We start from the raw sequence: 20,122 nt of genomic DNA on the forward strand, positions 1-20,122 counted from the left end.
GACATTTCCAAGCGCGGCGAGACGCGCGCCACCCGCCTGATCCGCTTCTCATCCGAACATTTCGACGAGATCATCAACCTCGGTGTCCGGGAATATCTCTACCTCAATTCTGAATCGACCGTTCCACGCATCATCTTCGTCACGCGTGGGGTGCTGACTATGAGCGAGCTCATCGCCCAGGTGCGGGCGACCGATCCGGATGCCATTTCGCTGGACGGCAACGAGGTTACCCTGAACGTGCCGCTTGCTGTGAACGACGGCGCGTCGCTGGTCGTCAGTGGCCAAGAGATCAAGTCGCTGAAGCTCAATACCAAGGCCGGCGCCTTCATCGTCAACAGCGGCAAGATCTATTTCGATGGCGTGACTGTCTCATCGGTGGATGTGACGACGGATCAGCCAAGCTATGTCTACGACCACGAGAAGGGTATCTTCTTCCGTCCCTTCATCCTTAGCTGGAGCGGCAGCGAGACCCTTGCCGCGGATTCCCACTTCGTCGCGCTGGGCTACGCCGGCGGCCGCACCTACGGCATGTCGCTGTCCTCCGGTTCGACCGACGCAGTCGCCCGAAAGGTCCAGGCGCCTGCGCCAACCGGCTATTTCATCAACAACTCATTCGAGAACCTCTATTACGGTTTCTACGCGTTCGAGGCGAAGGACATCGTCTTCGTCGGCAACGAACTGGTCAACGGCGTGATCTATGGCCTCGACCCGCACGACCGGTCGAAGAACCTGATGATGGCTTACAACACGGCCTATGGGACGCAGAAGAAACACGGCATCATCATTTCGCGCGAGGTCGATGACAGCTTCATCCTCGGCAACCTCTCGTTCGAGAACCACGGGTCCGGCATCATGCTCGACCGCCAAAGCTACGGCACAATCGTCTATGCCAACGATGCCAGCCGCAACGAAGGCGACGGGTTCGCCGCGATGGAAAGTCCCTGCGCTCTCGTCGACAGCAACATGTTCTACGGCAATGGCCGATCCGGCGTGAAGGTGCGCAATTCCTGGGACGTCCATGTGGAGGGCAACCAGATCCGCCAGAATAAGGCGGCCGGCATCGAAGCGTATATCGACAACCTCGAGGTTGCAGAGCAGAGTGAGTTCCGCGATTTCGTCGAGGACCCGTATTATCCGATCGCGACGATGGTTGCCCGTGACAACATCCTTGAGAATAACCGCGTCGGTCTGATGACCCGCGGTGCGTCCGAGGCGATGTTCTACCGCAACAAGTTCATCGACCAGCTGCCTCGCTACGTTTCGGGTGATCTCAAGCCACTCGGGCTCGACGTCGTCACCCGCAATATGAAGACGGGTGTGCTGGTGCGGTCGGTCTGCGTGCCGCGCATTCCGGTGAAGAAGCAGTGCGCGCTGACGCAGAACGGCATCATCATTGCGCAGTCCCTGCAACCGGAATTCCGCGCCGACGGGGCCTCGACCAATTATTGCATCAACACTGTGGGCTCGCCGCAATCGGCTGCGTTCAACGCGCAACAAGGGGAGTGAGAGGATGATTCTCGCAACGAGAAAATCGCACCTCTCCGTGACGCTGCTCAACGCATTGGCGTGTTCGGTGGTGTTCCTTGGCGTGGCGCCGGCTACGACGGCGTCTGAAATGCCGCGACAGTTGGCGGCCGAGGCGAAGAGGGCCTATCAGGCCGAGCAGAAGATACTCGCCGACTACAGCACGGCGACGGAGGCGAGCGCGCTCCTGGCCTATGCCCGACTGCTGGCGCGCGGCAGGATCGCCAACGATCACAACCCCGTGAGGGTTGCCGACATCGACGCGGCCATCGCCGTCTATCGCAATCTATTGGCGGCCGGTGATGCTAAGATCAATGCCAAGGTGACGGCGGGGCTGGCCGAACTGCTGGTCCGCAAGGGCGGTGCGGCAAACGAAGGCGAAGCGCAAGCTCTGCGCGCCGCGTTGCATCCTGCCGAACCTGCTACCCAGGCTCCGCCCGGCGCCGATGCACAGGCACAGGATCTTGCCACGGACGGCGAAGCGGCCCTACGCGACAAGATGTCAAAGGGCTCGCTCGATGCGGCGTTCGAGCTGCTTCTGCTCCTTAATCGTCAGAACTCCCCCGAAGCCGATACGCTACGCAGCCAGCTCGTGCTGATGGCCAACTTATCGGCACTCGACAGCGACAGCGCGGTTATCCGCCTCGCCGGACGCTATGCCTCCTCCTTCGATGCACAACAGCACCCCGATGTGCTCAAGTCATTGCTGGCACTGGCCGCCGGTTACGGCAACGATAGTGCCGTCGCGATCATCGAGAAGAACCGGGATGTGCTGTTTTCCATCCTCGGCAAGGACGAACTGCGTCATCTGATGTGGGAGCTCGTCGACGGCGGCTCGAGCCGCGCAGCCGAGCTTATCGCGCTCGATTTAGTTGATGAGAACGTCTACGGCTTCGACGAGGCCGATTCCAAGTGGGCCGTATCGATGCTCGAAGAGGCCAGAAGCTACCGAGCCAATTACCTGATCGCCAAGCTCTATTACCAGGGCATCTATGTCGAGAAAGATCTGGCCCGCGCCACCGCTGCTATGGACCGCATGGTGGACGGTGCCGCCGAGGCAGGACAGGAGCGTCTCGTCGTAGCAGACCGCTTCGCCCGCATTAACCTGTCGGACAGCCTGATCGCAAAATACGCCCTGCCGATCTACCTGGACATCTGGAAGGGCGGAAAATCGTCGGTCATCGGTCGTCTGGCTCGCATAGTCGTCAGCGCCGAGAAGGCCGGCTACTATGCGACATCGGTGGCGATGCCCATTTCGCCGGAGCAGCTCGTCGCCGAACTGTCGAGCGCCTATGACGCGGGTGACCTTTCGGTAGGCCTCATCCTCGGTGATATCTTTCGCGAGGGGCGGCTGGTCAAGGCAGAGCCCGCCAGGGCCCATTCGATCTACGAGGGATTGAAACAGCAGTATGCGGATTCGCCCGAGATGCAGCTCAAGCTGCGCGAGGCGCTTGCCAAGCTGGTTCGGCAAGATCTCGAAGTTACGCTGAATTATTCGCCCTACTATGCCGAGGTCCGCGAGCTGGCCGGACAGCATAACCTGTGGGCGATGAAGGAATATGGCATGCTGCTGGCCAAGGGGGCGCCGCAGTTCGAAGCCGATTCGGAAGCCGGATTCACTCTGCTTCTGAATGCGCTGTCGCAAGGCTATTTTACCGCCGGCCCGGATGCCGCCGGACTCGCGCTTTCCACCGGCAGTGCCGACAAGCTCAAACGTCTTGCTGATGTCTACGCAAATTTCGATCCGCGCATCCTGACGCCGGAAAGCAATGTGCAGCTCGCTAAGATCGATTTTGCGCTCAAGCAGTTCGACAAGGCAGAGGTCCTGCTGGACACCCCGGAAATGTTGGAACTGCCGACTGGCCGCTTTCTCTTGGTCCAAGTCAGGCGAGCGGCCGGCAAGCTGGATGCGGCTGAAGCGCATCGACAAATGAAAGATGTCGTGGTGTCCTTCAAGGGCGACGATGCCACTCTACTCGGCTTCGTTCAGCAACTAACGCAGGAGGATGGCCTCAGCGAAGATTTTGCTGAACCGATTCTAGTGCGGCTGGCACAACTCGCGGACCGGCGTGACGTCAATGCGATCATCGCCGCGTTCAAGCTCCGCCAGAAATGGCCGTCGAGCCAAGCGTTAAACTTCCGCAAGGTGGTCGGCTGGTGCAACATCCTTGCCGAACGTGGACAAGGCGGGCCACTCACGCGCGTCGCCGTCAACGTCAATCCCAAGGTGGTCGGCGACGAGAGCTTCCGCTATTTGATCGACACCGTCGAAGGCGCACTGCCGCATCTGCCGACCAACGGCAATCTGCGTATGTTCCTTGCCCGGCAGTATCTGAACGGCCAATACAGGCCCAAGGACTTCACCAAGGCCGACCAACTGACGAAGCAGGCGGCTGAATTGGGCAATGAGGAAGCTCTAAACAGCATCGCGACTAATTATTATTTCGGCCATGATGTCGAGATGGATCGCGATCGGGCCGAAGCGCTCTATCGGGATCTGGCCTTCATGGGATCTAACCGCAGCGCGCTGGCGCTGGCGCGCAACTATTCCAAGGGACCGAGCTCGCGCGTCTATGAATCACGAGCCTTCGCCTATTACATCAAGGCCGCGCTCAACGGGTCCGTCACCGCCATGACGGAGATGGGTCGGAGTTATCTTGCCGGTGCCGGTGCCGTGCAGAACGAGCAAAAGGGCGTTGCTTGGCTGGAGAAAGCTGCCGAGCTCGGTAACACCGACGCGATGATTCAGCTCTACTACTACCATTTCATCAAGAACCCGACCAACCAGAACCCCGAGGCCGAACGTTGGCTCAACACGCTCGTTGCGGCCGAAGTTCCGGACATGATCCTGCGCAAAGCCGTTCTGCTCTATGGCCGCGACAAGGACGCCAACAAGGATGAGATCTTCGCCCTGCTCGACCACGCCGAGGAATTGGGCAGCCAGTTCGCGCGGCGCCTGAAAAACTCCTACGTCAAGGAAGCCCGTGCAGGCGTTTCGAAATGATGCAAGCCAACTCCTTCAGCACGGCGCGTTTATTGAGCGTTTTTTCCATGGCCGGCATGGCAGCTCTTACCTGGGCTCTTTCGGTGGCTTCCGTGTCGGCCGGTGAAATACTCTACAAGTGCGAGGGGCTCGAGGAAAAGTCTCCTCAGACCTCGATGGCAGTGAAAATGTATCAAGGTTATGGCGGCTGGTTCTTCCGCGAAGGCGACATGGAGAACATGTATGAGCTGTCTGCGGAAACACTGGATGCATTCAAGGACGTGAGCGACGCCCTGCGCCATCGAGGCATTCACCTCATTTTGGTTCCGATGCTGCCCCGTGGCATTGCCGGTGCGCAGTCTATCCCCGATGGCGGCATATTTTCTGACATGTTCTACGATCCGGCGTTCTCCGCCAAGCAGTTCCGAGCGATGGTTCAGTCTTTGCGCGACGTCGGGATTGATGCAATCGACATTACTAAAATCAAAGACATCAAACCGGATTTCGACTGGAGTGCCTATTATCTGAAGCGGGATATTCACTGGACTCCGGAGGGCGCGCAAGTTGTCGCCCAAGCTCTGGCGGAGAAGATTCGTGGCTTGGCTGGGGACATTACTGACACGGTTGAGTTTAAGACTGAACTGACTGGTAAGGCCGCTCCGATACGCTTCAATATGGGCAAAGCGCTCAATGAGCTTTGCCAAGAGAAGATCCCTACCGAAAGTGTCACCGGCTATTCGACTAAGCGCAATGTCGATAACTTGGATGCCCTGCTGAGCGAGGGTGACACGCCGGGCCGGGAAGTCGTCCATGTCGTCGGCACGTCTTTTACGGATGAGCGGATGGATTTCAACTTCAACGGCTTCCTTCGGGAGACCCTGAAGCACGATGTATCTGGCTTCTCGATTGCTGGCGGTGGTTTGACACAGTCGATTTACGGCTGGACGCAGAACGCCAATGGATTGGCTAAGAAGCCTGAAATACTGGTATGGGAGTACTCGGATCTCCAGTCTGTGCTGCGAAGCGTGGACTATATTGACGAGACGATCGTTCCTGCAATTGTCGGTGATTGCGACGGTAAATTAAAGCTCGCCGAGAAGACGTTTGATGAGACCGATACGGTTGATCTTGATCTGCCTACGTTGGTTGGCAAGGCGTCCGATCATTACCTCGCCTACGCGTTTACCAACAAAGCACTGACCGGGTTCCAGTCGACCTATAGCTACGCCAACGGTCCCGCCAAGAACGCTTCCTTCGAAAACCCATCGCGCGTGAGCGGACTTGCTAAGCTTTATCGGGCGCTCCCGGGAGGGACGCGGAATGCACCTGTCCACGTTCGCCTCAAGATCGAGGGAGCGGCAAAATCGGCGGGCTCGGTGAAACTGTGCCGTTACCCAGAACGCATTTTCCAGAATGTAGCAACCTCCAATTGAAGAGTGATGATGAGATCATGAAACGCAAAATCCAAGCAGTCCTTGTTGCACTCGTCTTGGGAGGAGCCTCCGCAGGCACCTTCTCAACGCACCTTCTGGCAAACGATGCCGGCCTCTACGATGCGCCGATCCCGGCCGACAAAAGCCTCGTTCGCTTCCTCAATGTGAAGCTGAAGAACGGAGTGAGCCTCGACTTCTCGGGACAGAAGTTCGACGTCGATCCTGTCGCATTGTCGAATTACCGGCTGATCGGCAACGGCTCCTATAAGATTTCCGACGATGCAAGCTCGACCGAAGCCACGCTCGAACCCGGCAAATTCTACACCGTGGCGGTCGGCGCGGACGGCGCCGGGCAAAAAGGCATCGTGGTTATTCCCGACAAGGAGGTCGAAAATCCCTCGAAGTCAGCTTTGAGCTTTTACAATTTCTCGACAAAGCCGGCCAACCTGTCCCTGCGCCTCAACGGCGACAGCAAGGTGCTGTTCAAAAATCTTGCGCCAGCCGCCATGGCATCCAAAGAACTGCCGGTCATCGACATCGGGCTCGAAGTCTCTGAGGGGGACAGGAAGTTCACCGAGCTGGCGAAAGTTTCTCTGACCGCCAAGGACCGACAGAATGTCGTTGTCGTTGAGACGCCGAACGGTCCGGCCGGGTTCCTGGCAGCGACGGGCATCGACCGATAATTTCGAAACGTATGGGGCACGAGAGTGGGGACGAGTAGAGTGCGCAAATTTCAGTTTCATCAGTCTTTAGTCGCTGCCGTCGCGGTCGTGGCCGCTTCGGTCGGGTTTGCGACTACAGTCCGGGCCGGCAATCCGGCAATCCCGCTCGACCCTCCGAATCTCGATTACAAGGCTGTGTGCAAGCCTGTAACCAATCGGGCGGCGCGCGTGAAACTCGATCGCGATTGGACGAAGGGTCCGATCGGCGACATCAAGCTGCCGGCGCAGGATGTCATTGCTCTTGCTGTTGAATACAGCCGGGGCAGCGAGCGGGTGCAGAAGGCGCCTGCTTTGGCCGAGGAACTCTTGCGCGCCGGCCTGGAGAAAAATCCCGCCCGGCGTGACATCTTCCTCATTCCTCTCGCACGCGTGCTGATGGAGAACGGATCGACCATCGATGAACTCCGCGAGGCGGAGTCTTATCTGCTCGATGCCTATGGTTCGGGCAGTACCCGTGCTGCTTTCGTCCTCGGTCAGCTCTATGGCGAGGAGGGTCCAAGCGAGATTCGTGATCTGACAAAGTCGCGTTTCTACCTGGAAAAGTCGGCCCTGGCATCCGACCCGCAGGGGATGATCGAATATGCCCGCATCGTTACGCTCGACCCGCAGGCTTCTGACGATCAGAAGAAGAGTGCGGTGACCAACGCCCTTCTCGGGCTTATGGCACAGGTCAAGCAGGGCGATTGCTCGGCCCTGAACCAGATCGGCTTTCTCTATCTGCGCGGCAACCTCGTCAGTAAAGAGGTCGAAACCGCGCTCAAGTGGCTGGAAGCCTTCGCCAAAACCGGTGATCCGAAAACGGCACAGAACCTGGCTGAACTCTACCGCTCAAACCAGATCGACCAGATCGACATCCAGAAGTCGATGACTTACCTCAAGCAGGCCGCCGACGGAGGAATGTCGTCGGCCGAGTTCAGCCTCGGCAAGGCTTATGCGACCGGCATCTCGGTGCCGCAGGACCTCAAGCTGGCCGTGAAATATTTAGGCGCCGCCTCCGGAGCCGGGCTTCGTCCGGCAGACGAGTGGCTGGCCCGGATCTATGCGGGTGAATTCGGCGGCGACCGCGATGACGCGAAGGCGAAAACCTACTTCGAGCGCGCCATGCAGGCCCCGGACCGTTCGAAAGATGTGCCGGTGCAGTATGGCGAGTTTCTTGCCAGCAGCGATGCCTCAAAAGACGACGTCGAGAAGGCACTGAAGGTCCTGCAAGCCGCCGCCGCGGCCGGCTCCTCCGATGCCAGTGACGAGATCGGCAAAATCTATCTGCAGATGGGCCGAAAGGATCCCAACTACCTAAGCAAAGCCATGCAGTTCTTCAGCGAAGCTGCGATGGCCGGGAATTCCGACGGTGCTGCAAAACTCGCCGGCATGTTCGCCTGCGGACAGGGCGCCCCAATCTCGGTTGAACTGGCAAACGACTGGCGCCATAAGGCGGCGATCTTTGGGTCGGTCCATTCGATCTATGTTACAGGTCTGAACATGCTGACCAAGGCGGAGGAGGCTGATCGCGCCAAGGGGCGCGTATACGTCCAGCAGGCAGCCTTTAAGGGTAGTCCGGACGCCATCGGCTATGTCGTTGCCCGCTGGGAGACCGGTGCCGACAGCTTCGAGCGAAACCCAGAAGCTGCGCAGCGTCTGCTTCGCTTCGTCTCGTCGCTCAGGGACAAGGAGCAGCAGCGTCTGGCGCAACTGTCGATCGTTAGCAACCGCTTCGATGTGATGACCAAGCTCAGCGACAAGCTTGTCCAGATCGCCGCCCTTGATCCGCTGACCGAGACCGGTGACCGGGATGCCCTGATGCTGAGGGCACAGCTCTTGCAGCGAGCCGGGCAGGCGACGCCGGCGGCTCTCAACGACATCTACAAGAAACTTGCCGAAATGGGCGATCCGCGCGGCATGCGGGAATACGGCAAGATCCTTCTTACCGACCTGTCACAGGACGCCGCGCCCGGTCGCGCCTGGCTGCGCAGGGCGGCAGATGCCGGCGACTTGAAGGCGAGGATCTCGCTTGTCGATCCCGGCGATCCGAACGCGCTGCAGGACCTGGCGAAAATGACCGCCGCGGGCGAGGCTTGCTCGGTCGATGCCATCGTCAATGTTGCTCGTGTCTATTCGACCCTGCCGGATCCTCAGGCCAAGACCCTGGCACGCTACTGGCTGTCGGTGGCCGAGAGCATGTCCGATCAGGATGCCGACGACTTGTACGCGGTCGGCGCCGCATTTCGCGACGGGGTGGACGGCGTAGACAACCGTGGCAAGGCAGAAGGCTTCTTCCTGCGCTCCTATGCGCTTGGGCGCATCTCCGTCCTGCGCGACCTGGCCGAAGGCCATCTGCAGGGTATGTGGACCGACTCCTCCGCCGAAAACGCCAAGGAAGACCTGCTTAAGCTCTATGCCTCCGGCGACAAGGATGCGGCCAACAAGCTGATCAGCGAGATTGCCGGCGAACGCATCGCGTCGACGCCGGCCGAAGTGAACCAGCTTCTGATTTTCCTTGGGCCGGACATCAATGCGCCTAGCAAGTATCTGCTGAAGATCGCGCGCCTCAATATCGACGGCAAGCTAGGGAGCCGGGACGATGCCATGGCCATTCGTTGGTTGACAGTTTCGGCCGAGGCCGGAGAGCCACATGCCATGTATCGCCTCTATCAAGCCTATTTCTTCGGCAACGGCGCGGCAAAGGATACCGCCAAGGCCGTCGACTGGCTGACCAAGTCGGCGGACGCCGGTAATTCCAAGGCTATGCGCGAGTTAGCCGTCGCTTACAAGGTCGGCGTTGTCGGACTGGATCCCGATGTCGACAAGGCTGCCTATTGGGACAGCAAATACAAGGCCCTGTCCACGGGGCAATGAAGAGCATTCAGCACCGGTCGTGAAGACCGGGGCTGGAAACCGGCGATGCAACGAAATGAACCGAGTAAATGGCAATGGTCGAGCTTTCGAGATTTAGCCTTCTGGCAAGTGCCTTTATCGTGGTGGGCACAACACAGGCCGTTCAGGGCGCCACATTGATGGTGCCCTTTGAGCTCGCAAGGCATGTCGCGAAGAACAATGGCAAGACGACCTGCACGGTCAGCCTACCTTTGCCGGTGATTTCGCTCAGTCTGACCAGCATCTACGAGGATGAAGACGAGAGCCATTCGACGATCGATCCCAAGAATAAGGAGCGCTACGACAACGCAATTGCCCTGACGCGCCAGTTTGCCGCCTTTGTCACGAAATATGCGAGCAACTATACCGAGACAGATGGCAACCGTCTGGATGCGGCAAGCTGTGCCCTAAAGGCGTTGGACAGTTGGGCGCGGGCCGATGCGCTTTCGGATTTGACTACGCGCCAGAGTTATCTGAGCACGACGCGAATTCTGGCCGGTGCCGCCCTAGCCTATGTTCAGGTTCGCCCTGCTGCGGCGCTGCTCAAGTTCGATACCGGTGCCATCGAAAAGTGGCTGGGCGACCTCGCCGAACGGACGATCCCCGTCTACACGGAATCGGGCGACCGCAACTCTAACAAGCAGAATCATCGCTACTGGGGCGGGTTTGCCGTGAGCGCGGTCGGAGTTGCGATCGGGCGCAAGGATTTCCTGGATTTCGGCTTCGAAAGCTACAAGTTGGGCGTTTGTCAGGTGACGGCCGACGGTGCGCTGCCTCTCGAACTCATGCGCAAGAAGAAGGCGCGCGACTACCACCTCCATGCCGCCGGGCCTCTGGTGATGATGGCGTCGCTTTTAGAGGCCAACGGATACGATGCGCTGTCGCAATGCGACAACGGCCTGGAGAGGCTGGCGCACTTCGCCTTGGATTCAATCAACGACCCGTCGAAGATGGAGATGCTGGCGGGAGAACCGCAGGTCAAACTGCCGCGCGACAAGAACGGCCTGATCCGCCCTGATCGCATCGCATGGCTGGATGCCTACCTGCATTATTATCCAGAGGACAGAAAGGCTTACGGAAAACTGTTCGAAGGGGCGTTGTTCTCCTCGAATCTCGGAGGACGCGTCAGCGTCCTCTACAACGTATCGCAACGAGACTGACCTTTAATTGCGTTTTGCTTCAAGGAGGCTGGTTTGAGCCTGAAATTTGGTACGAGTGGACTGCGCGGTCTGTCTGTGGATCTGAAGGGGAAGCCCTCCTTCGTCTACTCGGCAGCGTTTGCAACCTTTCTGCTGCGAAACCGGATCGCAAAACCGGGCGATCGCGTTCTGGTCGGCTATGATTTCCGCGACTCCAGTCCGGCGATCGCCGCCAACGTCAAATTGGCGCTTGGCGCACACGGCCTGCAGCCGGTCGACTGCGGCAATCTGCCTACCCCCGCGCTCGCCTTCTACGGGATCCGCACGGGCGCTGCGTCGGTGATGATCACCGGCTCGCACATTCCGTCCGATCGCAATGGCATCAAATTCTACCTCCCTGACGGAGAAATCGACAAAAATCACGAGCAGGGAATTTCCGCGATCGCCCAGGAACTGGTCGGTTTGGAGCTGCCTGTCGCGACGGATTCGGCAAAGGAAGACGATGGGGCGGCGGATGCCGTGTCGCTGTTCATGGATCGCAACAAGACCTTGCTGCCAAAAAATGCCTTGTCCGGTATGCGTGTCGGCGTCTACCAGCATTCGACGGTTGCGCGCGACTTGCTGAACGAGATCCTGAACTATTATGGGGCCGAGGTGTTCGGCCTAGGCCGATCCGAAGTCTTCATTCCGGTCGATACGGAAGCCGTCTCCGTCCAAACCATCGCGGCGTTGCAACAGTGGGCCGCCGAGCTTTGCCTCGACGCGATTGTATCGGCCGATGGTGACGGTGACCGGCCGCTGATTGCCGACGAGACCGGCACGCCGATCAATGGAGACATATGCGGTCTGATCGCCGCCCGCTTTCTCGGCGCCGATGCGATTGTCACGCCGGTCACCTCCAACTCGGGCATAGAGGCGCTTGGCCGTCACGTCGCGCGCACCAAGGTAGGCTCGCCCTTTGTGGTCGCCGCAATGCAAGAAGCACTGAAGACATACCAAGGCGTCGTTGGTTTCGAGGCCAATGGTGGGACGTTGACCGGTTCCTCCTTTCCGGTGGCGTCAGGCTTGCTCGAGCCTTTGCCAACACGTGACTCGTTCCTTCCCATTCTGGCCGTGCTCGCCACCGCGGCGGCTACCGGCCAGGCGCTGTCCAAGCTGAAACTGGACCTCGGTCTGCCATTCACAGCTGCCGATCGGTTGGAGAACTTTGCGACTGAGCGGAGTGCCGCATTGATGGCTTGGCTGCGTGCTGATGACACTAATCTTGAACGCTTTACTGCCCCGCTGGGGCAAGTCTCCGGGATCAGCGAGCTCGACGGACTGCGGGTGACTTTGAGCAACGGCAGGATCGTCCATTTCAGGCCGTCCGGGAATGCTCCCGAGATGCGCTGCTATGTCGAGGCCGGCAGCCTCGAGGAGACGGCGCAGGTGCTCGATACAGGGCTGGGTTTACTGCGCGACTTCGACACAGCCCGATCGGTGCTGAACATGGGGATAGGGCCGGCCTGACGCCGGCGTTGGTGGTGGATTGAATCGACCGACGCTCGATCGGTTAGGGCCGCCGTTGGATGTATTTGAGGGGTAAGGGTGAACTGACAATGAAGAAGATGATGAGCTTGAGTAAGGCACTGATGGTGGGAACCATGGTGATCTCAGCGGCCGCGTGCACGAGTTCGCCTGAGTTTGCTTATGACGACGCTAAGGCCCAGATCGGTTACGAGAAGGCGGGCTTCAAGTCGCGCCGTGATCCGGAACCGTTGCTTGCCTATGCCGCGCAGCATGCGAAGGCTGAAGACGAGGTAATCCGCTACAACCGCGCCTATGCCAACTTGGCGCGTGATCGCGGCAAGAGCCATGAGGCCTATACCGCTTTCGAGCGCGCTGCACTTGCCGGCGATGCCAGCTCCGGCCGCCGCCTTGTCAAGGGGCATCTCGATGGGGTCTATCGTCCGGCGAACGTCCCGATGATCGCTCGTTCGGTCTATCTGCCGCTGACAGCGGACAAGTCCGACGCAAACACGAGGCTGCTCCTGGCGCAGTTGCTTGAGCGAGGTGAGATCGGAGGTGGGGAGTTCCGCACCGCCGACGCCTGGCTCAACGAAGCGGCATCCGCAGGTTCAACGAAGGCGTTCCGCGAACTGGCCGAGCGGGCCGAGAAGTCCGGCAATGTCGCGCTTGCCTCCGATTATTACTACGGGGCGGACAAGACATCGAAGGCCGATCGTGCCCTGCGCCAAGCGCGGGTCCAATATCTCGGCCTCGAAAGCGGCTCAAACCCGAAGCTCGGTCACGCCTGGCTTGAACTGGCGCGTAAGCTCGACAAGCAGGGCGCTGGCCAACTGGCCGCACGCGTCTATCGTGCCACCTCGGGCGGGCGTGACGGATCCTATCTGATCAGTGTTGCGACGTCCGCCGGCGTCAACGTGCTGTCGCGAGAGCAGTTGCTGGAAGCTTATCGCAGCGCAAAGACTGATCTGGACCGGGCGAAGATCCTCGAACCGCTGAAGGCAGCAGCGCGCAACAACGATCCGAATGCATCCTATGAACTGGCCGCGATTTACATCGGTATGCGCGGCGACCCAAGCGAAATCAACGGTCTCCTCGTCAAGGCCTATTCCAAGGGCAAGCCCGAGGCACTGGACCTGATGATTTCCCAGCTGATGCGTGCGGAAGCCGGGCGGCAGGCCGCTGACATCCTGTTCGACGGTGTCGTCGAGGCGGCACAAAAAGGTAATGTCGAGGCGGCCCGCTCGCTAAGCTCCCTCTACCGTATCGGCGGCTTCAAGCCTGCCGATCGGACAGAAAGCCTCAAGTGGCTGCAACGGGCAGCCGACGCGGGCGACGCCAAGTCGCAATACGAGCTCGGCGTCGATCTCTACGAGAATGGTGGCAATCCGCAATCCAAGCAGATGGCGTTGCAATATCTCAACGAGGCAGCGGGGCAGGGTGACCCCTTCGCCCTGACTTATCTCAAATCCAAGACCTAACGGGAGCATCGGCGAATGTTGGACGCTGAGTATTCACGCGCCTTGGCCGCCTTTTCGGACGAGGTCTCTCTTTTGCGCGACTGGTTGCACTGTGACGCGCTGCCGCTCTGGTACGAGGTCGGCTACGACCGGCAGGCTGGAGGCTTCTTTGAACGGATCGGGCTGGATGGCACGCCTTGCATGGCGGACAACCGGAGGGCTCGGGTGCATCCGCGGCAGATCTACTGTTTTGCCGCGGCCGGCGCGCGCAATCTGTCTGTCGATTGGCGCGAACTGATCCAGCACGGATTTTCGTGGTTCGAGCGCGTCTATCGCAGGGGCGATGCGTTCTTCGGCAGTGTCGCGTCCCCTTCGGGCGAGATGATCGACGAAAGCTTCGACCTCTACAATCAGGCCTTCGCCCTGTTCGCCTTTTCCCAGTTAGCCCTGTCCGCCCCCGAACAGAAGGACGCGATGGAAGAAAAGGCGCGCGCCCTGCTCGGCACGCTGAAGGCGGAATATGCCCATCCGGAAGCTGGATTCGAGGAAGACTGCCCCGTCAAGCTGCCGTTGTGCTCCAATCCGCACATGCATCTCTTCGAGGCCTGCCTCGCCTGGGAGCGGGTCGCCGCCGATCCTACACCCTGGACTGCATTGGCCGATGAGATCGCCAATCTCGCAATGACGCGGTTCATCGATCAGGAGACCGGAGCGCTCAGGGAGTTCTTCGACCGTGACTGGACACCCTTTCCCGGTGATAAAGGGCGGATCGTCGAGCCGGGCCATCAATTCGAATGGGCATGGCTTCTGACCCGCTGGGGGATTGCGCGCGATGTCCCGAAGGCAATTGCAGTCGCCGAGCGACTTTTCGAAATCGGCGTCGAACACGGCGTCTGCGAGGAGCGACAGGTAGCCTTCATGGGGCTGTTCGACGATTTTTCGATTTCTGACCACGTCGCCAGGCTTTGGCCGCAGACCGAGTGGCTGAAGGCTTCCGCGCTGCTCGCCCAGATCAGCCGCGGCGAGCAGCGGACCTACTATCTGCGCCAGGCAGCGAAGGCGGCAGCCGCGCTACGCAAATTCCTCGCCACAGACATTCCAGGGCTCTGGTACGACAAACTCCCGCCGAGCGGGCAGTTTGTCAACGAGCCTGCGCCTGCCAGCAGTTTCTACCACATCCTTTGCTCGATCTACGAAGTCGACGACACCCTAAAAGAGTTGCAGTGAATTCCGGCTTTGCCGGTCTGCTTTGACCCGACAGGCCGAACGGAATGGTTCGCCACCGGCCGGCAATCACAAAATGAGGACATCAACTTGGCCACTGATCTTGCTTCTGACCATGAGGGCGCAGCTTTGCCCGGATGCGCATTTTACTCGTTCTCGCGGGAGGTTGCGCCGGCCATATCGAACCGCGCCGGTTGCCGCCCGAGTTCCCGCCAGAACTAGGAGAGGTTGCGGACATGGTCTTTTCGTCGGTCATCTTCATTTTCGTCTATTTGCCGCTGTTCCTGGCGCTCTATTACGCCTGCCCGGTTCGATATAGGTCCTATTTTATCCTGATTGGCTCCTATTGCTTCTATGCCTGGTGGCGGGTGGATTTCTCTCTGCTCATGCTGGCCACGACAGCGTTCAATTATGGCGCGGCGCTGTTGATCCACGGGGCTCAAACACAGCAAAGGCGAAGACTGTTCCTCGTCGCAACCATCGCCGGCGACCTCGCGCTGCTCTTCTATTTTAAGTATTTCAACTTCTTCGCCGACAGCAGCGCCTATATGTTCAATCAGGGCGAGCCCTACAGCTGGTCGTTGCCGCACGTCATCCTGCCGATCGGCATCTCCTTCTACATCTTCCACAACGTCAGCTATGTCGTCGATGTCTATCGGCGCGATCTCGAACCGTCGCGGACCTTCGCGGATTATGCGGCCTTCATCGCCTTCTTTCCGCATCAGATCGCCGGTCCGGTGCTGCGCTTTTCCGATCTTGCCGAGCAATTCTATGGCCGTGAACACAACTGGGCGAAGTTCAACTACGGTGCGATGCGCTTCATGACGGGGCTTGCCAAAAAGGTGCTGATCGCCGACTCGATCGCTCCGGTCGCTGACGCGGCCTTTTCGATCCCAAATCCGACGATGGCAGAGAGCTGGCTCGGCGCCATAGCATACACGCTCCAGCTCTATTTCGATTTTTCCGGCTATTCGTCCATGGCGATCGGACTCGGCATGATGGTAGGCTTCCATTTTATCGAGAACTTCGACGCGCCCTACAGATCCGTCAACATTACCGATTTCTGGCGCCGCTGGCACATTTCTCTGTCGAGCTGGCTACGCGACTATCTCTACATTTCGCTGGGCGGCAACCGAAAAGGCGTTGGACGCACCTATTTCAACTTAGCGGCAACCATGGTGCTTGGAGGACTGTGGCACGGAGCAAATACGACCTTCCTGGTTTGGGGGGCTTGGCACGGGTTCTGGCTTGCGGTGGAGCGCTATTTCAAGGTTTCGGCCAGTGCGCCCTTTCGCGTTTCGTCCTGGCTCTTCACCATGCTGCTCGTGGTCATCGGTTGGGTTTTCTTCCGTTCGGCCAATATGACCGAAGCGATGAGCATGCTCGCCGGCATGGTCGGGCGGAATGGATTTGGTTTGCGCAGCGACTATGCCTGGGAGTTTCCCAACTTTGGGTTTCTGCTGATGGTGGTAGGCATTCTCACGGCGCTTGGCGAGCCGCAATTGCGCCGGTTCTTCGGTCTGAAAACGACCAACGAACTGGTGTACGTCGGGGGGATCGATTATCCGCATGTCAATCCGGTCCTGGCAGTTACCGCGGCCGTTCTCGGTCTGGCTGCGATCGTCAAGCTCGTGGCCGATAGCGACACACCCTTCCTCTATTTTCAGTTCTAAGGAGAGTCCCTGATATGGACGAGATCTCTCAGGTTATAACTTCCGGCGAAATAGATGCACTCACGCCGAAAAAAGACGGACTTAGTCTGAAGGGGACACTGGCCTACCTCCCAGCTCTGTCGATCTTTATCCTGTTTGGTTGCGGCGTTGCGGTCCTCGGTCACTTCTGGAATAGCAAGGAGGTGGCTGAGCATATGCAGTCGAAGCGTTCCCTCGCCGACGTCGTCCAGGGGCGTGAGGCATTGGCGGTCGAGAGGATTTACAAAGATACCTTCCCGATTAGGGACTTCTCCACCGGTCTGTTGAACCTCATAAGCTTCAAGGTATTTGGCGAAGCGCGCAAGGGACTGATCAAGGGGAGCGACGGCTGGTTCTTCAGTGATGAGGAATTCAGCTGGAACCGCAAATCCTTGAGCATGCTTGAGAAGCATCTAAGCTTCGTCGAGGACACGCTTTCCACGTTAAGAGGGGCCGGTGTGGAGCCTATTCTTGTTTTGGTTCCGGAAAAGGCGGACATTTATCGCGATAAGCTCGGCAATGTCGCCGGGCGTTCGTCACGTGAGCACTATTATGAAAGCGTGCGGCTGCGGCTGAGCAATATGGGTGCACCGGTTCCCGATCTGCAGAAGGCCTTCCGACAGGCTCGTGAACAAAAGCCGGTCTTCCTGAAGTCCGACACGCACTGGACTGTGCACGGCGCTGGTGTGGCCGCCCGTTCCGTCGCTCAGGTGCTAGCACATGATTCCGAGCTGAAGCACAAAGAATTTGCGTTGAAGCCAGAAGGAGAAATCGTGCACATGGGTGACCTCTACAAGTTCGCCAAGTTCTCGATCTTTGAGCGCTTCGTCCCCATGCCCGGCGATCCTCTGACGTCGCTTGCCGCCGTGACCCCGGATGCCAGCCTTGACGACCTGATATCCGACGACGATGAGGGGCCTGAGATAGCGATAGTAGGCTCTAGCTACAGCGCCAATGCCAAATGGAGCTTCGAAGCCCAGTTGAAGGTGGAGGCGAAAGTCGACGTTGTCAATTTCGCTGAGGAAGGAAAAGGGCCGTTCACCCCGATGGAGACCTACCTCAAAGAGAAGCTCCACCAGCAGAAGCATCTCAAATATGTCGTATGGGAAATGCCACTTCGCTATTTCGATGAGGTGGCGTACTGAAGCGGGTGCGTTAAATGGTCGATGTTGGCAGCGAAGTCCGTGAAGGGAACGACGCAACGAAACTCGACGCCGTGCCAGCGCTTCCAATGCCTGCTTTCGACGTTGCGGACATTGGTTGTTCCGCCGTCCGGTTCCATTCCCAGGATCTCTTGGAAATCCTTGTCTTTCTTCCGCAGCGCGTCCGCTCTTTTGCTCGCCGTCTGAGTAGTACCTGTAACGAGCTCGGAGGCCCCATCGCACATTTGCCAGCTCCCGGCCGGCCGTTGTGTTGCGGACGATTGGCGCCATCTGTCGGGCTCTAATTGATCTACGACAATCTACGAATATCCTCGGCGGCCGGCGCATCCTGTCTCACTGTGCGCTGGCGAACGGCTGGTAACGCGGTGCCGGCCATGCTCTTGGCCGGGGTAACGTGGAAATAGCCCCGGCCTTCACGTTCTAACGCTGATCCCCACTACTCCATACCAGCAGGTGGCTTCGCCTTTTCGGCATCATAGTCGAATATTGACGTTACAACCGAAAACGGAAAGACCAATTCACCACGCCGGAAACGACGAATATTCTTCGCGAATTTCTTGCGATCGGGCGTCAACCACACTTCCGCCGAAGCCAGGCTCTCTTCTCCATGCCAATTGGCTAAATAGTGGAATCCATCCTTGTCCTTGATGACTGTGCACTTTGTGTATCGCCGAACACCCGGAGGATCGGATGTCTTCCACTCGGTCCGCCCGCTGAATCTCCAATAAATCTTGTCAGGCAAAATGACCTACTCGCGGTATTCCCGGGTTCGTCCGCCTTTCATGGGTTGGTAGATTAATTCGCGGTATCCGCTGCCCTTGCGCATATTGGCTCTTGCTTCGTTTACAACCGCGCAGGTCGGGTCAGAGGATGGCACGTCATCGGCCAACGCAGCTTGCAAGACGAAAAACCCGGCAAAGATGACTGCAGGGCTGAAGAGCGGTTGAATTTTCATTGTTCCCTCGACTCAGGGGGAGATATCCCGCGTCATCGCAAGTCTGTCAATTGTCAGATGGCCGCGGCTCAACCATTGTTGGGAGGCCGTCGTTGCGAGGCGTCGCAAAACAGCAGCCCCTCGACGACCGCAAAGGGCTTGCCGACACTCGGATACCAAGAAATTTCGAGCCGCTTCTCCGACGTTGCGAGAAAGAGACTGCTCTCAAGCAGTATCTGAAGAGCGTGGCGGACGACGAGAGTGCTGGCACAGACCCACAGCAGGAGGCCCCCCTCGAAACCCCGGACGATTGCCTTGCCTTCGTCGAAGACTAGCGTCCGTTCCGTCCCGTTGCCATTGACCCTCCGGGCGAGATGGGAAATCGGCAGGGTAATCTGCTCAACGAGGTCGCACGGATTCGACGCCAAGATATAGCTCTCGGCGGCATTTCTATGGGTTTCGGCTTTAAATGTCGACCGCCCGTTCGTTGCCACCAGACCGTTACCTCCTTGAGTTGCCGGGACAGCCCATGCCCCAACGGCCGTTGAGGACAGGTGCCTGATGCCGCCGTCGTCCTGATTTAGTGCACGGTTTGCCGGCGCACTCGACTGCTAATTCTATTAGTCGCCTACGGAAGGAGACTGGTGTCCAATATGGAGCGAACCAATTTCTATCGGAGCTGCTCATGCAGATAATGGCTTTTCGGGTGACCGCTTGTGGTAAGTTTGCTGACCTGATCGATTCAATGCACAGGCTGCGTACGCGTGTCTTCCGCGACAGACTGAATTGGGATGTAGAGGTCAGGAACGGTCTTGAGGCTGACGAGTACGACCAACTCGATCCGACTTACATCCTTGCGGTCTCGTCGGCGGGCAAGGTTGCGGGTTGCGCCAGGCTTCTTCCGGCGACAGGCCCGACAATGCTCGCCAACACATTTCCACAGCTGCTGTCATCGCGCAGCCTTAAGGTGCATGCTCGCATGGTCGAAAGCTCACGCTTCTGCGTCGATACGTCAATCGCCCAAAATCATGCGGGCGGCTTTCTACACAGGACAACGCGCATGATGTTTGCAGGCATTATCGAATGGTCGATCGCAAGTGGCTTTCATGAGATTGTCACGGCGACCGATTTGCGTTTCGAACGAATCCTCAAACGTGCTGGGTGGCCAATGCAGCGTCTTGGCGCGCCCTGTCCCATTGGAAATACCATGGCTGTTGCGGGAACCCTTCCTGCAAACGCTGAAAGTTTCGAACGCCTTCGCCCCGTCGGCTACCGATCGGCAATTGGAACGCGATCATGTCGCTGCATGATGCGAGTCTAACGGCTCGACTGCTTTTTGGAATGGGAATAGGAGACGCGCTGCGTTCCGCTAAGGTACCCCTTGTCGAGCCGTATCGGCATGCAGCCAGGAGCCACAATATGCGAAGCGTCTGCGAAATTCGGCAAGCTCGCATATGCCCTTCAGCCCTTCG

14 protein-coding genes are annotated in these 20,122 nt (G+C 58.7%); 12 read left to right on the top strand and 2 right to left on the bottom strand.

Annotated elements, in window-relative coordinates:
• The first annotated feature begins 528 nt into the window (after positions 1 to 528).
• From BN1800_RS44085 to BN1800_RS27880, 11 genes are all read left to right on the top strand, one after another.
• The gene (locus BN1800_RS44085; protein ID WP_425299072.1) at positions 529 to 1,506 is read left to right on the top strand and encodes a NosD domain-containing protein; all 978 of its coding nucleotides are present in this window, start codon (positions 529 to 531) and stop codon (positions 1,504 to 1,506) included.
• Positions 1,507 to 1,510: 4 nt separating this feature from the next.
• A complete protein-coding gene (locus BN1800_RS27835) occupies positions 1,511 to 4,528 on the top strand; it encodes a tetratricopeptide repeat protein (protein ID WP_087002059.1) in 3,018 nt (1,005 codons plus the stop codon).
• The gene (locus BN1800_RS27840) at positions 4,525 to 5,940 is read left to right on the top strand and encodes an alginate O-acetyltransferase AlgX-related protein (RefSeq protein WP_087002061.1); all 1,416 of its coding nucleotides are present in this window, start codon (positions 4,525 to 4,527) and stop codon (positions 5,938 to 5,940) included. The genes BN1800_RS27835 and BN1800_RS27840 overlap by 4 nt, the downstream gene beginning before the upstream one ends.
• Positions 5,941 to 5,957: 17 nt before the next feature.
• Complete coding sequence (locus BN1800_RS27845; protein ID WP_087002063.1) at positions 5,958 to 6,623, top strand: alginate O-acetyltransferase AlgF; 666 nt, start codon at positions 5,958 to 5,960, stop codon at positions 6,621 to 6,623.
• Between the two features lie 39 nt (positions 6,624 to 6,662).
• Complete coding sequence (locus BN1800_RS27850; protein WP_087002065.1) at positions 6,663 to 9,515, top strand: tetratricopeptide repeat protein; 2,853 nt, start codon at positions 6,663 to 6,665, stop codon at positions 9,513 to 9,515.
• A gap of 68 nt (positions 9,516 to 9,583) precedes the next feature.
• Positions 9,584 to 10,693, top strand: coding sequence for an alginate lyase family protein (locus BN1800_RS27855; protein WP_084606626.1), 1,110 nt, complete (start codon positions 9,584 to 9,586; stop codon positions 10,691 to 10,693).
• A gap of 33 nt (positions 10,694 to 10,726) precedes the next feature.
• Positions 10,727 to 12,181, top strand: a complete 1,455-nt coding sequence (locus BN1800_RS27860) for a phosphomannomutase (protein WP_087002067.1) — start codon at positions 10,727 to 10,729, stop codon at positions 12,179 to 12,181.
• A gap of 89 nt (positions 12,182 to 12,270) precedes the next feature.
• The gene (locus BN1800_RS27865) at positions 12,271 to 13,659 is read left to right on the top strand and encodes a tetratricopeptide repeat protein (protein WP_179213909.1); all 1,389 of its coding nucleotides are present in this window, start codon (positions 12,271 to 12,273) and stop codon (positions 13,657 to 13,659) included.
• A 15-nt stretch (positions 13,660 to 13,674) separates the two neighbouring features.
• Positions 13,675 to 14,865: an AGE family epimerase/isomerase gene (locus BN1800_RS27870; RefSeq protein ID WP_087002071.1), complete on the top strand. Its 1,191-nt coding sequence runs from the start codon at positions 13,675 to 13,677 to the stop codon at positions 14,863 to 14,865.
• 233 nt (positions 14,866 to 15,098) lie between these two features.
• Entirely contained in the window at positions 15,099 to 16,535 is a 1,437-nt protein-coding gene (locus BN1800_RS27875) for an MBOAT family O-acyltransferase (protein ID WP_087002073.1), read from the top strand.
• A gap of 14 nt (positions 16,536 to 16,549) precedes the next feature.
• Positions 16,550 to 17,698 (top strand): alginate O-acetyltransferase AlgX-related protein, encoded by a 1,149-nt coding sequence (locus tag BN1800_RS27880; RefSeq protein WP_087002075.1) that lies wholly within the window; start codon positions 16,550 to 16,552, stop codon positions 17,696 to 17,698.
• A gap of 766 nt (positions 17,699 to 18,464) precedes the next feature.
• Here the strand turns inward: BN1800_RS27880 and BN1800_RS27890 are convergent.
• Complete coding sequence (locus BN1800_RS27890; RefSeq protein WP_087002077.1) at positions 18,465 to 18,671, bottom strand: hypothetical protein; 207 nt, start codon at positions 18,669 to 18,671, stop codon at positions 18,465 to 18,467.
• A 68-nt stretch (positions 18,672 to 18,739) separates the two neighbouring features.
• Positions 18,740 to 19,144, bottom strand: coding sequence for an SMa0974 family conjugal transfer regulator (rctB, locus tag BN1800_RS27895; RefSeq protein WP_087002079.1), 405 nt, complete (start codon positions 19,142 to 19,144; stop codon positions 18,740 to 18,742).
• A gap of 191 nt (positions 19,145 to 19,335) precedes the next feature.
• Here rctB and traI point away from each other — a divergent pair, with 191 nt between their 5' ends.
• A complete protein-coding gene (gene traI / locus BN1800_RS27900) occupies positions 19,336 to 19,971 on the top strand; it encodes an acyl-homoserine-lactone synthase (RefSeq protein ID WP_087002081.1) in 636 nt (211 codons plus the stop codon).
• Positions 19,972 to 20,122 lie beyond the last annotated feature (151 nt).

The sequence above is a fragment of the Rhizobium sullae genome (assembly GCF_900169785.1).
GTDB classification, from domain to species: domain Bacteria; phylum Pseudomonadota; class Alphaproteobacteria; order Rhizobiales; family Rhizobiaceae; genus Rhizobium; species Rhizobium sullae.